Source organism: Cryptosporangium aurantiacum (assembly GCF_900143005.1).
Classification (GTDB): domain Bacteria; phylum Actinomycetota; class Actinomycetes; order Mycobacteriales; family Cryptosporangiaceae; genus Cryptosporangium; species Cryptosporangium aurantiacum.
In genome coordinates, this window is the sequence record NZ_FRCS01000010.1 from 1 (window position 1) to 14944 (window position 14944).

Sequence of the window (14944 nt, forward strand, 5' to 3'; positions counted from 1 at the left end):
GCGGGGTGCGCTCGGCAGGCGGGGTGCGCTCGGCAGGCGGGGTGCGCTCGGCAGGCGGGGTGCGCTCGGCAGGCGGGGTGCGCTCGGGCGCGTCGCAGTAGACGCCGCGAGGCGGGCGCCCGGTGCTCGGGGCCCGCCTCGTCAGCGGTCGGTTCGCGCTGGTCAGCGCGTCTGGGCGCGGAGCATCCAGAGGTGCTTCTCCAGCCCACTGACGATCTGCACAACCAGGTCGTGCGAGATCGGGTCCTTCTCCTCGAGCGTCGGCAGCGCCTCGCGGGCCCTGGCGGCTACGGCCCCCAGCTCGTCGGCGACCAGCGCGACGGCTTCCTGCGCGTCCAGCCAACCGGTCCGGAAGTCCGCCACGGACGATTTCGCCACTGCGGCCGGGCGTCCGTCGATGCTGACCTCGAGCGTGATCGCCCGCTCGGCCGCGTCGTCGGAGTACGTCCGCACGTCGGCCAGTACCTCGTCGAGCTGCTCATGGACCTGCTTGAACGTCGGCCCCTGGACGTGCCAGTGCGCCTGCTTCAAGTTGAGCGACAGGGCGATCAGATCGACCGCAACGCCTTCGAGAAGGTGACCCACCTCCGAGCGGACGGCTTCGTCCAGGGCGGTGGAACGCGTACCCATATCGAATCCCTCCTTGGGACGAGGATGCTTTCCTGTCCCTAGAAGGGGTGACCTGTCTGGTTCGCGGGAAACTAGCTCGTAGGTCACACGCCGCTCAGCGCCGCACCGTTGCGGGCGCGGCACTCGTGGTCGTCCCGTCGCGGGTGCAGGAGCACCTACGAGGGGCCAACCATCCACGCGCCGTTGAGCGGATTGCATTTAGAAGGGCCCTGGGTCTTCTAAATGCAATCCGCTTCTAAGTGCAATCCGTCCGGGTGGTAGCCGTCGGCACGGTGAACACCGTCTAGCGCTGGCCGGGAACGCGCGGCCGGGACTCGCCATCGGCGGGGTCGGGATCCTTGGCCGGAGGGCGGCCGAACGGATCCTCACCGTCGTCCGTCGTGGCCCACCAGCGGTCGACGACGTCGGCCGGTTCCTTGCGACGGCTGAACAGCCCGCGGAGACCCTTGCGCCGGGGCTGCGCCGCCATTGGCTCGTCGTCTGGTGTCGCAGGCTTTCCCGCCGGGGACCCATCACGCGCGGGAGCGGTGTTCCGCGGCGCGCCGGTGTCGTTCGGGGCGGCGCCATCGCTTTGGGCGGTGTCGCTCCGGGTGGTGTCGCTCCGGGCGTCGGCGGTGGGGCGTGCGGTTGGTCGGGTGCGTGCCCAGACGACCTCGGGGTCGGCTTCCACGGCGGGTCGAGGCGGGGGCGCCGGAGGCAGCTTCCCGCCCGGACGCCGGGCGAGCGGCGGCCTGGCCGGACTCGACGGCGCACCGGTAGGAGGCGAACTCTCGCCCGACCGCGACGCTGCCGCCGACGGCAGCTCGGCCGCCGGCCGCCGGTCCCCAGCCGCACGCGGGTCTGCGGCGGCGCGCGGGTCCCCGGCCGTACGTGGGTCGGTGACGCGTGGGTCCCCGGCCGCACGCTGGTTGGCGGCTGAGCGTGGGTCCGCACCCGCGCGGGGGTCGGCGGCGCGTGGGTCGCCGGTTGGACGCAGGCCGCTCGTCGGGCGCGGGTCGCCGGCTGTGTGCGGGGCGCTGGCTGGACGCGAGCCGAAGTCCGAGCGGGGGTCGGTGGTCGGGCGGGCTTCGGCGGCGTAGCGCGGGTCCGGGGCCGAGCGGGGGATGCGAGTCGGGAGTGGGTCCGCGGCCGAGGGAGACGCGTCGGGTGACTGCGGCGCGGGTATAGCCGGAGGCGTTGCAGGTGCCGGGGGGATCGCACCGCGGCGGATGGCCTCCGGGCCCGGCGGCGGGGGCACGGGCCCCGACGCCCTGGTGGCGGGGCGTGCCGGTAGCTCGGGCGGACGCCCCGAGCTGTCGGACAGCATCGCGCTCGGACGGATGCGTCCCTCGTGTGCGGTCGGCAGCGCAGGCCGGATCGGTCCGCTTGGCTCGTTCCCGCCGCCCGGCCTGGGCTGTGGACGCGCGGGCGCCGGTCCGCGGAACGGATCGGGGTAGCCGGCCACCGACGGCAGCGGCCCCAACCCACCCGGCCCGCCGCCGCCCGGCGCGCCTGCGGAGCCTGGTGCGCCCGCGGCGCCTAGACCGGCCATGCTCTCCTGTCCGCCCGGGCGGACCTGCTCGCCCGGGTTGCCCGGTGCAACCGCGCCGCCTAATCCCGCCGCGCCGCCTAATCCCGCCGCGCCGCCTAATCCCGCCGCGCCGCCTAATCCCGCCGTGCCGCCTGGCCCGCTTAGGCTGCCCGGTGCGCCGATGGCGCCTGGGGCGCCCGCGCGGCCCGGCCCGGTCGTGGCACCTGGTGCGCTTACGCTGCCCAGCCCGCCCGCGCTGCCCGGTGCGCCTGGGCCGCCGGGGGCGGGGTGGCTGGTCGGAGCGGTATGTGCGCCGGGGCCGGGGAAGCCCGGGTTCGGTGCAGCAGCATCTGGTGAGTGGGTCACGGCTTGGGCCTCATCTTCGGCGGCCTGCCGGAGCGCGGCCTGACTGGTGAGCGACTGCGGAATGGGCACACCGAACTCGATCAGGGCATCCCGCACCTGGGCGTACGCGCTGAGTTCCGCACGAACCGGAGCCAGCACGCGCTCGCGCGCCACGGTCGTCACCGCGTCGAGCACCGCCTGTTCGGCGCGTAGCCGCGCCAACCGAGCGCCACGGCTGGCCAGCACCATGCCGACCAGATGCAGGACGGGGCCCAGCACGAGCCCACCCAGCAACAAACCCATCGGCAAGATCAACGCACCCGTGCTCGGCGTGTCCTGCGCGCCACCCACCCCGGCGGCGATCGCCAGGCCGAGCGTCCAGGCCACGCCGGCGAGCAGCGCCAGCACCAACAGGTACTGGACGATTCGATACCCCCACCACCACGCCGGCCGCCTTGCGAGGCCCAGGTCGGCGGCGGCCACCGCACGGTCGAGAGCATCCGGCAGCGCGTCCAGCTCCGACCGCGCCGCCTGATGCACCAAACGGGGCCACGGTGCGGGCAGCGCGTTCGCCGCGTCGTCCGCGAGGTAGCGCAGTGCCTCCTCGACCTGCGGCCGCTGCACCGGGTGCAGCACCGTGGGCCGGGCCGTCGTGCGCGCCCGGCCCTGGTTGCGTGGCGCCTTCCCGGCGTGCTCGCGCAGCGGTGCGAGCGGATCGACCTTCGCCCGACCGAACCAGTGGATCAGCGGCCACCCGAGGTTGCGGTTCGCGGTGTAGCGGTACCCGCGCTCCACCGCTTCCCCGACCGCGGCGGCACCGGCTGCTTCGGCCAGCGTCGTGTAGAGGCGTTTGGCCGAGCCGCGGTCGACGTCCTCGCGGACCTCCGGCCCGGCCAACGGCGCCAGTTCGTCCGCGACGTCGTCGAGGTCGGCGGCCAGGCGCCGCAGCGCCGCCTGCCGGGACGCGACCGTCGTCGTGATGCGCTCCCGCAGCTCAGGGAGCCCGTCACCACGGAGGGCCGACAGCGGGACCAGCGGAACGCCCCGTAGCCCGTCGGCGTCGAGCAGACGGCGGACGTCGGCGAGGCAGGCTTCGGCGTCGGCCCGGTTGAGCAGGTCGACCTGGTTGAGCACGACGACGGTGACGCCGGCGTGCCGGGAGAGCCGGCGAAGGTACCGGGAGTGCACCGCCTCGTCGGCGTACTTCTGCGGGTCGAGCACCCAGACCAGCAGGTCGACGAGCTCCACCAGACGGTCGACCTCGAGGCGGTGAGCCAGCTGGGTCGAGTCGTGGTCGGGGAGGTCGAGCAGGACCAGCCCGCGCAGCTCGGCCTGGGTGTCGGCGTCGAGCGCGCTCTCCCGGGCGGTGCGGTTGTCGTACGGGATGCTCAGCCAGTCGAGCAGCGGCCCGGCGCCGTCGGGCCCCCAGACGCAGGCGTGCGGAGCGTTCGTGACCGGACGCCGTACGCCGACCTCGGACAGGTCCAGCCCGGCCAGCGCGTTGAACAGCGACGACTTGCCGCTGCCGGTGGCACCGGCGAGCGCGACCACGGTGTGTGCCGGCGACAACGACAGCCGCTCGGTGATCTGCCTCGTCACGTCGCGGGCGGAACGCAGCTGGTTGTCGTCGACCCGGCCGTCGACCACACCCATCACTCGCTCCAGCGAGGTGAGCCGCGCAGCGATCGACGGGGGCTCGTCGGCCGGTAAGCCGGGGCCGGGGGGCCCGGAGAGCGGTCGACTCATCGCGATACCTCCCGCGAGTCGTCGGCCTCGTCGGCGGTGAGCGCCGGCGAGTCGGCCTCCGGGCCGGTCGGGGTGGGTTCGGCGACGTCGGGGGTCACGGGCTCGACGTTAGTCGCCGCAGCCACCTCCGTGGGTGCCCCGTCCACAGGCTCAGGACGCTCGTCCACAGGTTTTGGCTTGTCATCCACAGGGTCGGCCGCGTCATTCACAGCCTCTGGCCTGTCGTCCACAGGTCCGGAGGGCTCAGCCGAAGCCGCTGCCGCTGCCTCGGCCTCGGTGGCAGCGTCGTCCGCGTCGGAAACCGCGGAGGGAACAGCCGTCGAGGGAACAGTCGGACGCAGGTCGAGCGTCACGGCCGGCTGCGGCACCACCGCGGCGGGCGGCACCACCGCGGCGGGCGGCACCACCGCGCCGGGCGGCGCAGCCCCAACCGGCGGAACAGCAGCGACCGGAGCGGCCGCCGACGGCATCGCGGCCGCAGCGGGCGCCGATGGCGTCGTGGCCCCACCGGCCGCCGGCGGCTTCGCCTCGGCCGCAGGCGCAGGCGACGCCGACGCTGGGGCCGGAGGCGACACTGGGCCCGACGCCGGGGCCTGTTCGGGATCGGCGAACAGCGTCGACACCACGCCTCGGTGCCGGTCGACCGCCCGAGCGGCGTCCCGCAGCCGGTCGGTGAGCGCGGCGGACGGCTCCAACGCGTCGAGCAGAGCAGTGAATCGGTGCTCCTCGGCCCGCAGCGCCGCGCCGAGCCGGTCGAGCAAGCCGGTTCGCGCGGTGCGGGCGGCGGTGCGGACGTCGTCGTCCTCGAAGACGTCGGCGAGCAGCTCCGCGGAGAGCGTCACGGTGCCGCCCGCGACGTCGACCTCACGGCCTACCGGCAGCGCGCCGTCCTGGAGCGCGGCCGCGACGACAACCGGCATCGCTGCCGCACGCATGCTCCCGTCGGCCCTGGCCACCGACGCGTCGACGTCGTCCAGCCACGCGCGGGCAGCGTCCTCGGCGTTCTTGGCAGCTTCGGCGGACGCCCGGTCAGACGCGGACTCGGCCGCGCCCGCACCGCCGGGGCTGGTACGCCACGCTGCGACCAGTTCGCTCGCCGCTTCGTCGGCGATCGACGTGAACAGCCGCACGACGCCACCGACCAGCCCGGCCCGGACCCGCGCGGCCCGGATCGACGGCTGCCCGGTGAGGACGCCGGTGCGGGAACCCGCCCTGGCTTCGAGGATCGCCACCAGGCCACCGTTGCCCGCGTACTCCTGCCAGCGGCCGACGATGTCACCGCGGAACAACACACCGTCCGCGACGGCCTCGCTCAGCCGGGAATCGGCGGACGCGAAGACCTGGCGGACGTGCTCCCGCAGCGTCACCGCCGCTTCCCGCTGGGCCTTGGTGGCGTCGGCGACCACGTCGACCCGATCGCTGATCGTCTGGAGTGCGCCGGTGAGCGTCTGCCGGACGATGCCGACGCGCTGCTTCGGCGAGGCGCTGATCCGACCGGTCCACATCCGCAGCGAGCGGAGCACCCGGTCAGGCAGCAGCCCGTCCTCCTCCAGTGTCACCTGCTCGATGACGAACAGCGGGGCGGCACCCAGCCCTTCGGCCCGCAGCAACTCGCGGAGGTGGGTGCTGACCGTCGCGTGCGCCAGGTGGTTGACGCGGGAGAGCACAACGGCGATCGACGCACCCCGGGCGACCGCCGACCGCAGCAGGTCCCAGGGGACCGCGTCGGCGTACCTGGCCGCGGTCGTGACGAAGATCCAGAGGTCGGCGGCGTCCAGCAGCCGCACGGCGAGCCGGCGGTTCTCGGCCTCGACCGAGTCGACGTCGGGCGCGTCGACCAGCGCGAGGCCGGGCGGCACCTCGTCGGACTCCAGGACCCGGAGCGTGCCGGGAGCGCCGTCGGGTGACCGGGGCAGCGACGGGAGCGGTCCGCCGACCAGGAACGTTCCGTAGTCGTCCGGGTGGCAGACCAGCACCGGCGAGCGGGTCGTCGGACGGAGTACCCCTGCCGGGCTCACCGGCGCGCTGACCAGCGTGTTCAGCAGCGTCGACTTGCCGCCGCCGGTCGAGCCGCCGATCACCAGCAGCGGCGGCGTGTCCGGCCGCGTCAGGCGCGGTAGGAGGTAGTCGTCGATCTGGTTCGCCAGGCTCGTCGCGGTGCGGGCGGCGTCGTCCCCGCCGCGGAGCGGCAACCCGAACCGGACCTCACCGACAGCGGACCGAAGCGCCTCTAAGGCCGCGATCAGTCGGTCGGCGTCGGACCCCGCACGCGCGGCCGGCAGAGCGCGCACACCCCCGTCGGTCGTCACCCCGAGCCCTGCCCTTCGCTCGTACGGTTCACACGGCCGATCTACCGGCCCACGATGGCGCGCCGATGTCGCTCGGCGTATCCGACTCGGAGATTACCGCCGCCAGGCCGGGCGAACCCGACGAACTTCGCTCCCGACCCAACCCGGGAACCGAGCTGTGGAGAACTACTCGTCGTCGCTGAGGTCGGCCAGTGCTGCTTCGACCTCCGCCAGCTCCCGCCGCAGCCGTTCTGCCTGCTCTTCCGCCTCGGCGCGGGCCGCGGCCACGATCTCCTCGACGGCCTCGGCTACGGCGGGCGAGTCGAGCTGCCCCACCATCCGGAGCGCGTCGGCGGCCCGGACCGGCGTCGGCTTGATCAGGACACGGGCGCCACGGGCGGCGGACACCGTCCACTGACCGTCGTGGTGGCCGAGCGTCACGGTCAGGTCGGGAGCGCGCTTGGCGGCTGCCTTGCGGGCCGGCCGGCTCTTCGGTGCCGCGCTCGCGCTCGCGTTCGCCGGGGTGGCGGGTGTGGCCGCAGGCTTGGCTGGTGCGGGCGTCGGCTGCTTGGTGGCGCCGCCCGGCTTGGCCGCAGCGGCGGCTTCGGCCGCGGTCGACGGTGTGCCGGCCGGTGCGGTGACAGTACGGCTCGGGGTGGCTGTCGCCGCTGCCACCGCTGCAGCAGGCTCCGGAGTCTTCGCCGAGGGTGCGGCGTCGACAGCTACCGGCGCGGGGGAGGATGCGCCGGCCGCCTGCCTCGGTGCGGGTGCGGTCTTCGGCCTCGGTGGCTTGGGCGGCGGCAACTGCAGGTCACCGGGGGCGAACGGGAGCTCGTCGCGGCCGAACCGAACGACGACCCACTCGTCAGCGGACGGGTCGTCGAACCGCACGACCTGGCCGATCTGCCCGGCGACCTGACCGGCGGCGGACGTGAACTGGACCTTGGGTTTCCGTCCGGCCTCGACCGCCGTACGGAGCGTGTCGAGGTCGGCAGTGGACAGCCCTCGGCTGCGGGTGGTCGGCATCCTGCCTCCTCCAATGCGGGCTGGCCCTTGTCGCGGACCGCCTCATGGGGGAGTTCCTATCAGAGCCCACCGACGAAACGCGGCACCGGGAACGGCGACATCACAGGTACATGCCCGTTCGTTCGCCGTGCGTCCCCGGTTCCCGGCGTTCGGGCAGCGCCTCGCCGAAGAACACTTTGCCGCCGAAATCGCCCTGCAGGCGGTCGTCCAGGACGTCGGCCAGGCCGGTCATGACCCGGATCGCGGTGGACAGGTGGGTGGGCTGGAAGTCGGTGCCGAACACGCCGACCGAGGCCCAGACGGTGTCGTCCTCCAGGTAGAGGCGGCCCACCGGCAGCGTCTTGGTCAGCGCGGAGAGCCGCTCGTAGAGGCGCTGGGTGGCGCGCACCTCGGTGAGCACCGGCGAGGACACCTCGACCAGCGGCGGGTCGTCGGTGATCCGGACGAACACCATCGCTGATCCGCTGCGGATGGCGATGTCGCCGTCGGCGTCCACCGGAAGTTCGTCCACCGGGCGGGAGAGCAGTTCGGAGACGACCGCGCGGACCCGGTCGGGCAGCGGCGCACCCGGGTCGTGCGCCGCAGGCGCACTGGCACCGCCGCTCGAGCCGGGGACCCGGCGCGCAGCGCCGAGCGCATGCACCTCCACCTCACCCTCGAGCGCGGTGGCCGAGTACGTGAGGAACGCCGGGTGCGGGGTGCCGTAGACCTCCCGGAGCGTCCGGACGGCGATCGCGGCGAGGCGGTCGGCGTCCGACGTCGGCATCTGGATGCCGAAGTTGTCGGTCGTGCCGTCGACGACTCCGGGCGGCGACCAGCCGAGCGCGACCAGGTCGGCGATCGCGTGCCGGTCGAGGCGGTGCCCCGGGGGGAGTGCGGCGTTGCCGACGGCTTCGGCGTGCAGCAGGTTCTCGTCGAACATGACGAACTCGACGGTGTAGGTCGCGTCGCCGGTGCCGCCCGCCGTGGGGTCGAGCGTCAGCGTGAGCTGCGCGCCGAGCTCCAGGTGGGCGAGGACGGAGGCGAGCGCGGAACGCAGCTCGGCCCAGGCCGCCTCCACCTTGGCGCCGAGATCCACCGTCGAGGGGTCCTCGGGCAGCGGCGTGAACCCGCTCGGCTTCCGGGGCTTCTTCCCGTTCGCTTCGGTCGCTGACTTCAGCACTGGCCCCTCATCGTTGATCGGCCCGCTCGTTTCGTGGTCCGGGTCCTCGCCGAGTTCCAGGAACCGGTCGAGGACGACTTGCCGGAGCCGCCCGGTGTTACGGCAGGAGCGCAGGTAGGTGAGTTGTGCCTCCGCGCCACGCGGAGCGGTCTCGTGGTCGCCCAGCGCGGCCGCGCGCAACCCGGCGACGACGTCCGCGCGAGCGTCGGCGTCGGTGGCCAGCCAGCGGTCACGCAGGATGGGCCAGGCAATCCGGACGAAGTCGACACGGGGTGCCGGACCGAACGTGGCGCGAAGTGCAGCCGCCGGCCCGCCCGCCGCTTCCTCCAGCGCGAGTTCACGCGCCAGCTCGGCAGCCAGCCTGGTCGGCACACTCGCCCAGTCGAATCCCGGCATGGCGCCTCCTGTGTCATACGTCCGCGCGTGGCACACTCCGGCCGCCCGCGTCCGGGTCACCCGCGTTCCGGCCACCCTAGTGCTGCACCTCCCCCGACCCCGACTGCAGGAGCGTGCGCACGGGCGCCCGGGGCGGAGCCTCCACCATTCACTGACCAGACCACCAGCCGTTATGGCTCCGGTGACCCGGTCTGACGCGTGGCCGACTCAACAATCCATCCGTCCCGGTCCGCACCGCACACTCGCTGAGTGATCGGACACCGGTCCGCGATGTGAAGGAGAAATGAGAGTCATGACAGTCCGCGCAGGCGGGTTCATTGCTGCGGCGGCCGTCTTAGCCACGCTGCTCGCCGGATGTTCGACCTCCGACGAGGACAACGCGCGCAGTGCGCTGTCCGAGTTCCTCGACGAGGTCGGTGAGCAGGATTACCAAGAAGCCTGCGGGTACCTCGACAAGTCCGCGAAGCAGAAGCTCGGCGCCGACTGCACGGCCGCGTTGAGCAACCGGTACGCCGACCTGTCCGCGACCGTCCGCAGCGACCTGGACAAGATCCAGGTCGACCGGGTCACGGTGAAGGGCTCGACCGCGACGGTCACCGACCGCAACATCGAGGTCGTCCAGACCGTTCGCACCACGAAGAAGGACAAGAACGGCAAAAAGAAGACGACGACCAGCACGAGCCGTCAGACCGCACCCGACGTGAGCAGCGGCAACGGCTTCACGCTGGTGAAGAGCGGCGACAACTGGCTGGTGCGCGACGGCCTCTAATCGCCGGCGAGGTGCCGTTCGACGGTGGCGACCTTGCTGGTCATGCCGTCGGTGACGCCGGGACGGATGTCGGCCTTGAGTACGAGGCTGACCCGTCCCGCGCCGACCCCGGCGGCCTCCACGGCCCGTTTGACGACGTCCATCACCTCGTCCCACTCGCCCTCGATCGTCGTGAACATCGCGTCGGTGTGGTTGGGGAGCCCGCTCTCCCTGACCACCCGGACCGCCTCGGCGACCGCGGCCCCGACCGACTCCCCGACGCCCATCGGGCTGACCGAAAACGCCACCAGCACGGGTCAGTCCTCCAGCGTCGTCTCGGAGACCCGGTCGGGGTTCCAGCCCTCGGCCAGCGCGGAGATCGCGGTGGCGGCGGCCCGGGGGTCGGCGCCCGCCCCGACCGCGAGGCCGAGCAGGTAGGTGGTCAGCGGCGCGGCCGGCCGAGCGACGCCGTGGGCGACGTCACGGGCCAGGTCGAGCACCAACGACCGGTCGACCGGCTTGTCCAGCCCCAGGTCGACACTGACCGCAGCCACCCAGTCATCCAGGTTGCTCATCCGTCTGCCTCCTTCCGCCCGACCGTCGGCCGGTTCACTGTTTGGTCGGACGCCTGCCGCGCGAACGCTTCGGCGGCCCGGATGTCCTCGGCATCGTCGCAGTCGAGCCAGGGCGGTGCCGCGCCGGGACGCTCGGGGGCCGGAACCCGGACCAGATCCAGGCCGGCGACGACGCGGCGCAGTGGTACGCCGGACGGAGGCCCGACGGACGTCACCGCGGTGGCCAACGCGTCCATCCGGTAGACCCCGGCCAGGTACTGGTCACGGCCGTCCGGATCGACGAGCACCGCCCCCTCGGCCCCCTCGGCGGCGAGTCGGAGTGCGGTGATCACCCCGGGGGTCAGGAACGGCAGGTCGCCTGCGAGCAGCGCCAGCCAGGAAATCGCCTGCTGTGTGGCGTCCGCAAGAGCAGTGATACCGGCTGAGAGTGCGGCAACCGGGCCACCACCGGGGGGTTCTTCGCGCACCACTCGCACGTCGGGTGGGGTCGGCTGGGGCGGGCCGACCACGACGCGGGGAACCGCGTCGGGGACCGCGGCGAGCACGCGGTCGAGCAGGCGGACGCCGCCGATGAGCAGACCCGGCTTGTGGACGCCGCCCAGGCGCCGGGCGTTACCCCCAGCCAGTATCAGCGCGCCGTACGGATTCACGGTTTTCACCGTACGGTTGAGAACGGGAGTGCTGCGAGGAGGACGCCATGGGCAGGGTGACCGGGCGCAGGCCGGTGATTCGGATCGCCGGATCCGATCAGAACCGTCGGCCCGACACGCTCGTGGTGGAGGAGCCGCTGGAGATCCGGGTCAACGGGCAGCCGTTAGCGGTGACGATGCGAACTCCGGGCGACGACGTCGACCTCGTGCACGGGTTCCTGCTCAGCGAAGGTGTGATCACGTCGCCCCAGCAGGTGACGGGGGCGCGGTACTGCCTCGGCACCGGGCCGGACGGACAGAACACCTACAACGTGATGGACGTGGTGCTAGCCGCTGGAGTCGCACCACCGTCCCCGGACATCACGCGCAACGTCTACACGACCAGCTCGTGCGGGATCTGCGGTAAGGCGTCGATCGACGCGGTGCGGACGCAGAGCGCGTTCTCGGTGGCCGACGATCCGCTGCGAATCGGCGTGGACGTGCTGGCGAAGCTGCCCGACCGGCTGCGCGCCGCCCAACGCGTGTTCGACCGGACCGGCGGATTGCACGCGGCAGCGCTGGCCGGCGCCGACGGTGAGCTCGGCATCGTCCGCGAGGACGTGGGCAGGCACAACGCGGTCGACAAGGTGTTCGGGGCCGCGTTGCTGGCCGGTGGAGTGCCCGCTGCAGGGCAGGTGCTGATGGTGAGCGGGCGGGCGTCGTTCGAGCTGGTGCAGAAGGCCGTGATGGCGGGGGTGCCTGCGCTGGCGGCGGTGTCGGCGCCGTCGACGCTCGCGGTCGATTTGGCGGCCGAGGCCGGGATGACGCTGGTCGGGTTCCTGCGAGGCGAGACGATGAACGTCTATGCCGGAGCCGAGCGGATCGTCACCTAGCTTCCGAACTCCAGGATGTCCGGGCCGTCGGCGGGTTCGGTGACGGGGGCCCTGCGCTGGTGGTGCCGTCCGCCGTCGGACACCGGCCGGGCACTCGGCCGCGCTCGTAGCTCGACGGTCTTCAGCTGCGCCAGCACCGACGAGGGTGCGGCGGAGCGGTACGCGTTCGGCAGCACCAGCCCGAGCCAGCCACCCACCGCCGTGCAGGCGCCGCCGCCGAGCGCGGCCGGGAGCGCGGCCATCGCCGGGTGGAGCAGTTCGGCGTTCCGGCCCCAGCCGATGAGCACGGCACCGACCACCGCGACCACGACGACCGCGGGCCAGGCACGGTTCGGTCCGCCGGTCAGCGAGACCGCGGCGTGGCCGGTCGCGGCGCCGATCACCACGTAGGACAGCAGCAGGAACAGCGGGGGCAGGATCGCCGGGCCCATGATCGACACCCAGGCGAGCGCGCTCTCGTAGAGCAGGACCGCGATCAGTGCGGCCGCCACGCCGACGGCCCAAGCCCGTGCCATGAACGGTCACGGTAGCGGCGTGAGTGGTACCGAGTGAGCTGAATCGTGGTTAACGAGCGTTACCGGAGCGCGCTGGGGAACAGCGCCCGGTACGAGCGTGCGGCCGGCCGGTCGGACGCGGCGAGGACGCCGTGCGCGATCGCGCGGCTCAGACAGTCAGCCGCCACGATTTGGACGCCACGCTGGTCGCGTCCGGTCAGCGGCGCGCCGTCGCCGGTCGACATCGCGAACACCGTGTCGCCGTCGGTGATCGTGTGAGCCGGACGCAGCGCGCGAGCCAGCCCGTCCTGCGCCGCGGAGGCCAGCCCGCCACAGCCCGCCTTGCTCAGCGGGGCATCGGTGACGATCACGCCGAGCGTCGTATTGAAGTTGAACCGGCCGGGCTCGGCCGGACCGCTCCAGCGCTCGACCTCCGCGGGATCGGGCCGTTCCAGGTTGAACTCACCGGGCAGGCCCTGTTCGGCGCCGTAGAGCATGCCGCTGGCCGGGTCGACAGCGCTGCCCGCCGCGTTCACGACCGCCAGCGCGGCGACCGTATGGCCGGACGAGAGCACAACGCTGGCCGTTCCGACGCCACCGGCCAGGCCACCGGCGTGCGCACCGGTTCCGGCGCCGACCGAGCCCTGGTCCACGTGGGTGTCGACGGCCGCGTCGTAGGCGGCGGCTCCCAGCGCGGGGTCGGGAGTAGAGCGGAAGTCGCCACCGCGTCCGAGATCAAAAATGACCGCGCCGGGGACGATCGGCACGACCTCGTGCGGCTCGGTGCCGATCGGGTAGCCGATTCCGGCGTCGGCGAGCCTGCCGACGACGCCGTCGAACGAGGCGAGGCCGAACGCGGAGCCGCCGGTCAGGACGATGCCGTGGACGCGCTCGACGAGTTTCCGCGGGTCGAGCAGGTCGGTCTCCCTGGTGCCGGGGCCGCCGCCGCGCACATCGACGCCCGCGACCGCGCCGCCGGGCGGCGGGAGTACGACCGTGACGCCGGTCAGCCAGCCGTCACCGCGGCGCTGGGCCTGGCCCACGCGGATGCCGGCGACGTCCACCAGGCTGTTCGTCGGCCCGGGGCCGACCACGGGCGGAAAGCTCATAGGAACACTGAACACCACACCGCACCCGATCTCCGGCGCGGCCCCGGCGTGCGCGGGCGAGCAACTACGGTCGACGCGTGGACCTCGAGTACCTACGCGCACACCCGGGGACGATCCCGCGGTTGGTCGAGCACCAGCGCATCCGGATCACCCCGCTCGGCGGCGCGAAGGGCGGCCGGATCGAGCGCTGGACGCTCGACGACGGCACCGACCTGTTCGCGAAGGTCACGTCGGAGCCGAGTGACGCGCTCCCTGCGGAGGGGCGGTCGCTGCGGTGGCTCGCCGAGCCGGGGGTTGCGGCGGTGCCCGAGGTCTTCACCGCTCTGCCGGAGATGCTGGTGACCGCATGGGTCGACGGGGGCCCTGCCACGGTGGAGGGTGCCGAGCGGTTCGGCCGTGAAGTGGCCGCACTGCACGCGAGCGGCGCGCCGACGTTCGGGGCCGACACCGACGGGGTGCTGGCCACGCTCCCGCTGCGCAACACCCCGGAGCCGGACTGGCCGACGTTCTACGTGAAACATCGATGCGAGCCGTTCGTTCGTCAGGCACGGGACGCCGGGGCGCTCACCGCCGCCCAGGCGTCCACGATCGACGCCGCGCTCGAACGGGTGGCGGACGCAGCCGGACCGCCGGAGCCACCGGCCCGCCTGCACGGCGACCTCTGGTCGGGCAACGTGCTGCCCGGTCGGGTCGGTGACGCCGAGGGGTGGTGGATGGTCGATCCGGCAGCGTACGGCGGGCACCGGGAGACCGACCTGGCGATGCTCGCGCTGTTCGGAGCGCCGCACCTGGACCGGGTGCTAGCGGCCTACGACGAGGCGACGCCGCTGGCAGCCGGCTGGCGCGAGCGTGTCGGCCTCCATCAGCTCCATCCGCTGCTGGTCCACTGTGTCCTATTCGGATCGGGCTACGCGAACCGTACGGTCGCGGCCGCGCGTTCGTTCTGATCGAGGCCGGGCTCTAGCCGACCGTGTGCAGGTTCTCGCTCATACGACGGAGGGTCGCCACCGTCGTCCGATAGTCCTCGTCGGATACACCGTCGGTCGCCTGACGCCGCAGACCGAGCACCTCGGCGCGCAGGCTCTCCAGCGCTGACTGCCCGTCCTCCGTCAACGCGTACCGGCCGTCTGGCACAGCTATCCAGCCGAGCTCGCGCAGATCGGCCAGCACCTCCGGCGCCGAGATCGTGTCGGCGCCGAGGAACGGCGTCAGCTGCTCGGCGATTTCAGCCACCGTGCGTGGGCCCGCGGCCAGCACATTCATCGTCTGCCAGTGGCGCCGGGCGATCCGGCGTTCGGTCAGCGCCCGTTCGAAGACCTCCTCCAGCAGCCGGTCGACGCTCTTCACCCAGTACCCGATCGGTCGTTCGTCGGTCATCGTTCAACTCCATGTA

At 73.0% G+C, this 14944-nt stretch carries 14 protein-coding genes; 3 read left to right on the top strand and 11 right to left on the bottom strand.

What is annotated here, in order from left to right:
- Positions 1-162: 162 nt before the first annotated feature.
- From BUB75_RS28535 to BUB75_RS28555, 5 genes are all read right to left on the bottom strand, one after another.
- The gene (locus tag BUB75_RS28535; protein WP_073261021.1) at positions 163-630 is read right to left on the bottom strand and encodes a Dps family protein; all 468 of its coding nucleotides are present in this window, start codon (positions 628-630) and stop codon (positions 163-165) included.
- A 283-nt stretch (positions 631-913) separates the two neighbouring features.
- The gene (locus BUB75_RS48210) at positions 914-4231 is read right to left on the bottom strand and encodes a GTPase (RefSeq protein ID WP_218617817.1); all 3318 of its coding nucleotides are present in this window, start codon (positions 4229-4231) and stop codon (positions 914-916) included.
- Positions 4228-6522 (bottom strand): GTPase family protein, encoded by a 2295-nt coding sequence (locus BUB75_RS28545; RefSeq protein WP_143175455.1) that lies wholly within the window; start codon positions 6520-6522, stop codon positions 4228-4230. Before BUB75_RS28545 ends, BUB75_RS48210 begins: the two co-directional genes overlap by 4 nt.
- A gap of 183 nt (positions 6523-6705) precedes the next feature.
- Positions 6706-7545: a hypothetical protein gene (locus BUB75_RS28550; RefSeq protein WP_073261026.1), complete on the bottom strand. Its 840-nt coding sequence runs from the start codon at positions 7543-7545 to the stop codon at positions 6706-6708.
- Between the two features lie 100 nt (positions 7546-7645).
- Positions 7646-9103: a T3SS (YopN, CesT) and YbjN peptide-binding chaperone 1 gene (locus tag BUB75_RS28555; protein WP_084741841.1), complete on the bottom strand. Its 1458-nt coding sequence runs from the start codon at positions 9101-9103 to the stop codon at positions 7646-7648.
- A gap of 292 nt (positions 9104-9395) precedes the next feature.
- Between BUB75_RS28555 and BUB75_RS28560 the strand changes: the two genes are divergently transcribed.
- A complete protein-coding gene (locus BUB75_RS28560; protein ID WP_073261027.1) occupies positions 9396-9872 on the top strand; it encodes a hypothetical protein in 477 nt (158 codons plus the stop codon).
- Here the strand turns inward: BUB75_RS28560 and BUB75_RS28565 are convergent.
- From BUB75_RS28565 to mobA, 3 genes are read right to left on the bottom strand one after another with little or no spacing between them, the layout of a single operon-like run.
- Positions 9869-10165, bottom strand: a complete 297-nt coding sequence (locus BUB75_RS28565) for an MTH1187 family thiamine-binding protein (protein WP_073261028.1) — start codon at positions 10163-10165, stop codon at positions 9869-9871. The two genes, BUB75_RS28560 and BUB75_RS28565, sit on opposite strands and share 4 nt — an antisense overlap.
- A gap of 3 nt (positions 10166-10168) precedes the next feature.
- Positions 10169-10426, bottom strand: coding sequence for a DUF6457 domain-containing protein (locus BUB75_RS28570; RefSeq protein ID WP_073261029.1), 258 nt, complete (start codon positions 10424-10426; stop codon positions 10169-10171).
- Positions 10423-11076, bottom strand: coding sequence for a molybdenum cofactor guanylyltransferase (mobA, locus tag BUB75_RS28575; RefSeq protein ID WP_218617818.1), 654 nt, complete (start codon positions 11074-11076; stop codon positions 10423-10425). The genes BUB75_RS28570 and mobA overlap by 4 nt, the downstream gene beginning before the upstream one ends.
- 47 nt (positions 11077-11123) lie before the next feature.
- Between mobA and fdhD the strand changes: the two genes are divergently transcribed.
- On the top strand, positions 11124-11948 hold the full coding sequence (gene fdhD, locus BUB75_RS28580) for a formate dehydrogenase accessory sulfurtransferase FdhD (RefSeq protein WP_073261030.1): 825 nt from the start codon (positions 11124-11126) through the stop codon (positions 11946-11948).
- On the opposite strand, the gene BUB75_RS28585 is transcribed toward fdhD, so the two are convergent.
- Both BUB75_RS28585 and BUB75_RS28590 read right to left on the bottom strand, forming a co-directional pair.
- Entirely contained in the window at positions 11945-12463 is a 519-nt protein-coding gene (locus tag BUB75_RS28585) for a hypothetical protein (protein ID WP_073261031.1), read from the bottom strand. The two genes, fdhD and BUB75_RS28585, sit on opposite strands and share 4 nt — an antisense overlap.
- Positions 12464-12522: 59 nt before the next feature.
- Positions 12523-13551, bottom strand: coding sequence for a P1 family peptidase (locus BUB75_RS28590; RefSeq protein WP_073261032.1), 1029 nt, complete (start codon positions 13549-13551; stop codon positions 12523-12525).
- A 77-nt stretch (positions 13552-13628) separates the two neighbouring features.
- Between BUB75_RS28590 and BUB75_RS28595 the strand changes: the two genes are divergently transcribed.
- A complete protein-coding gene (locus tag BUB75_RS28595; RefSeq protein WP_073261033.1) occupies positions 13629-14498 on the top strand; it encodes a fructosamine kinase family protein in 870 nt (289 codons plus the stop codon).
- A gap of 13 nt (positions 14499-14511) precedes the next feature.
- On the opposite strand, the gene BUB75_RS28600 is transcribed toward BUB75_RS28595, so the two are convergent.
- A complete protein-coding gene (locus BUB75_RS28600; protein WP_073261034.1) occupies positions 14512-14928 on the bottom strand; it encodes a MarR family winged helix-turn-helix transcriptional regulator in 417 nt (138 codons plus the stop codon).
- Positions 14929-14944: the final 16 nt, after the last annotated feature.

Coding starts and splice junctions, on each gene's coding strand:
- BUB75_RS28590 (WP_073261032.1), bottom strand. CDS start 13,551: ATGAGCTTTCCGCCCGTGGTCGGCCCCGGGCCGACGAACAGCCTGGTG.
- fdhD (WP_073261030.1), top strand. CDS start 11,124: ATGGGCAGGGTGACCGGGCGCAGGCCGGTGATTCGGATCGCCGGATCC.
- BUB75_RS28555 (WP_084741841.1), bottom strand. CDS start 9,103: ATGCCGGGATTCGACTGGGCGAGTGTGCCGACCAGGCTGGCTGCCGAG.
- BUB75_RS28535 (WP_073261021.1), bottom strand. CDS start 630: ATGGGTACGCGTTCCACCGCCCTGGACGAAGCCGTCCGCTCGGAGGTG.
- BUB75_RS28570 (WP_073261029.1), bottom strand. CDS start 10,426: ATGAGCAACCTGGATGACTGGGTGGCTGCGGTCAGTGTCGACCTGGGG.
- BUB75_RS28550 (WP_073261026.1), bottom strand. CDS start 7,545: ATGCCGACCACCCGCAGCCGAGGGCTGTCCACTGCCGACCTCGACACG.
- BUB75_RS28600 (WP_073261034.1), bottom strand. CDS start 14,928: ATGACCGACGAACGACCGATCGGGTACTGGGTGAAGAGCGTCGACCGG.
- BUB75_RS28560 (WP_073261027.1), top strand. CDS start 9,396: ATGACAGTCCGCGCAGGCGGGTTCATTGCTGCGGCGGCCGTCTTAGCC.
- BUB75_RS28585 (WP_073261031.1), bottom strand. CDS start 12,463: ATGGCACGGGCTTGGGCCGTCGGCGTGGCGGCCGCACTGATCGCGGTC.
- BUB75_RS48210 (WP_218617817.1), bottom strand. CDS start 4,231: ATGAGTCGACCGCTCTCCGGGCCCCCCGGCCCCGGCTTACCGGCCGAC.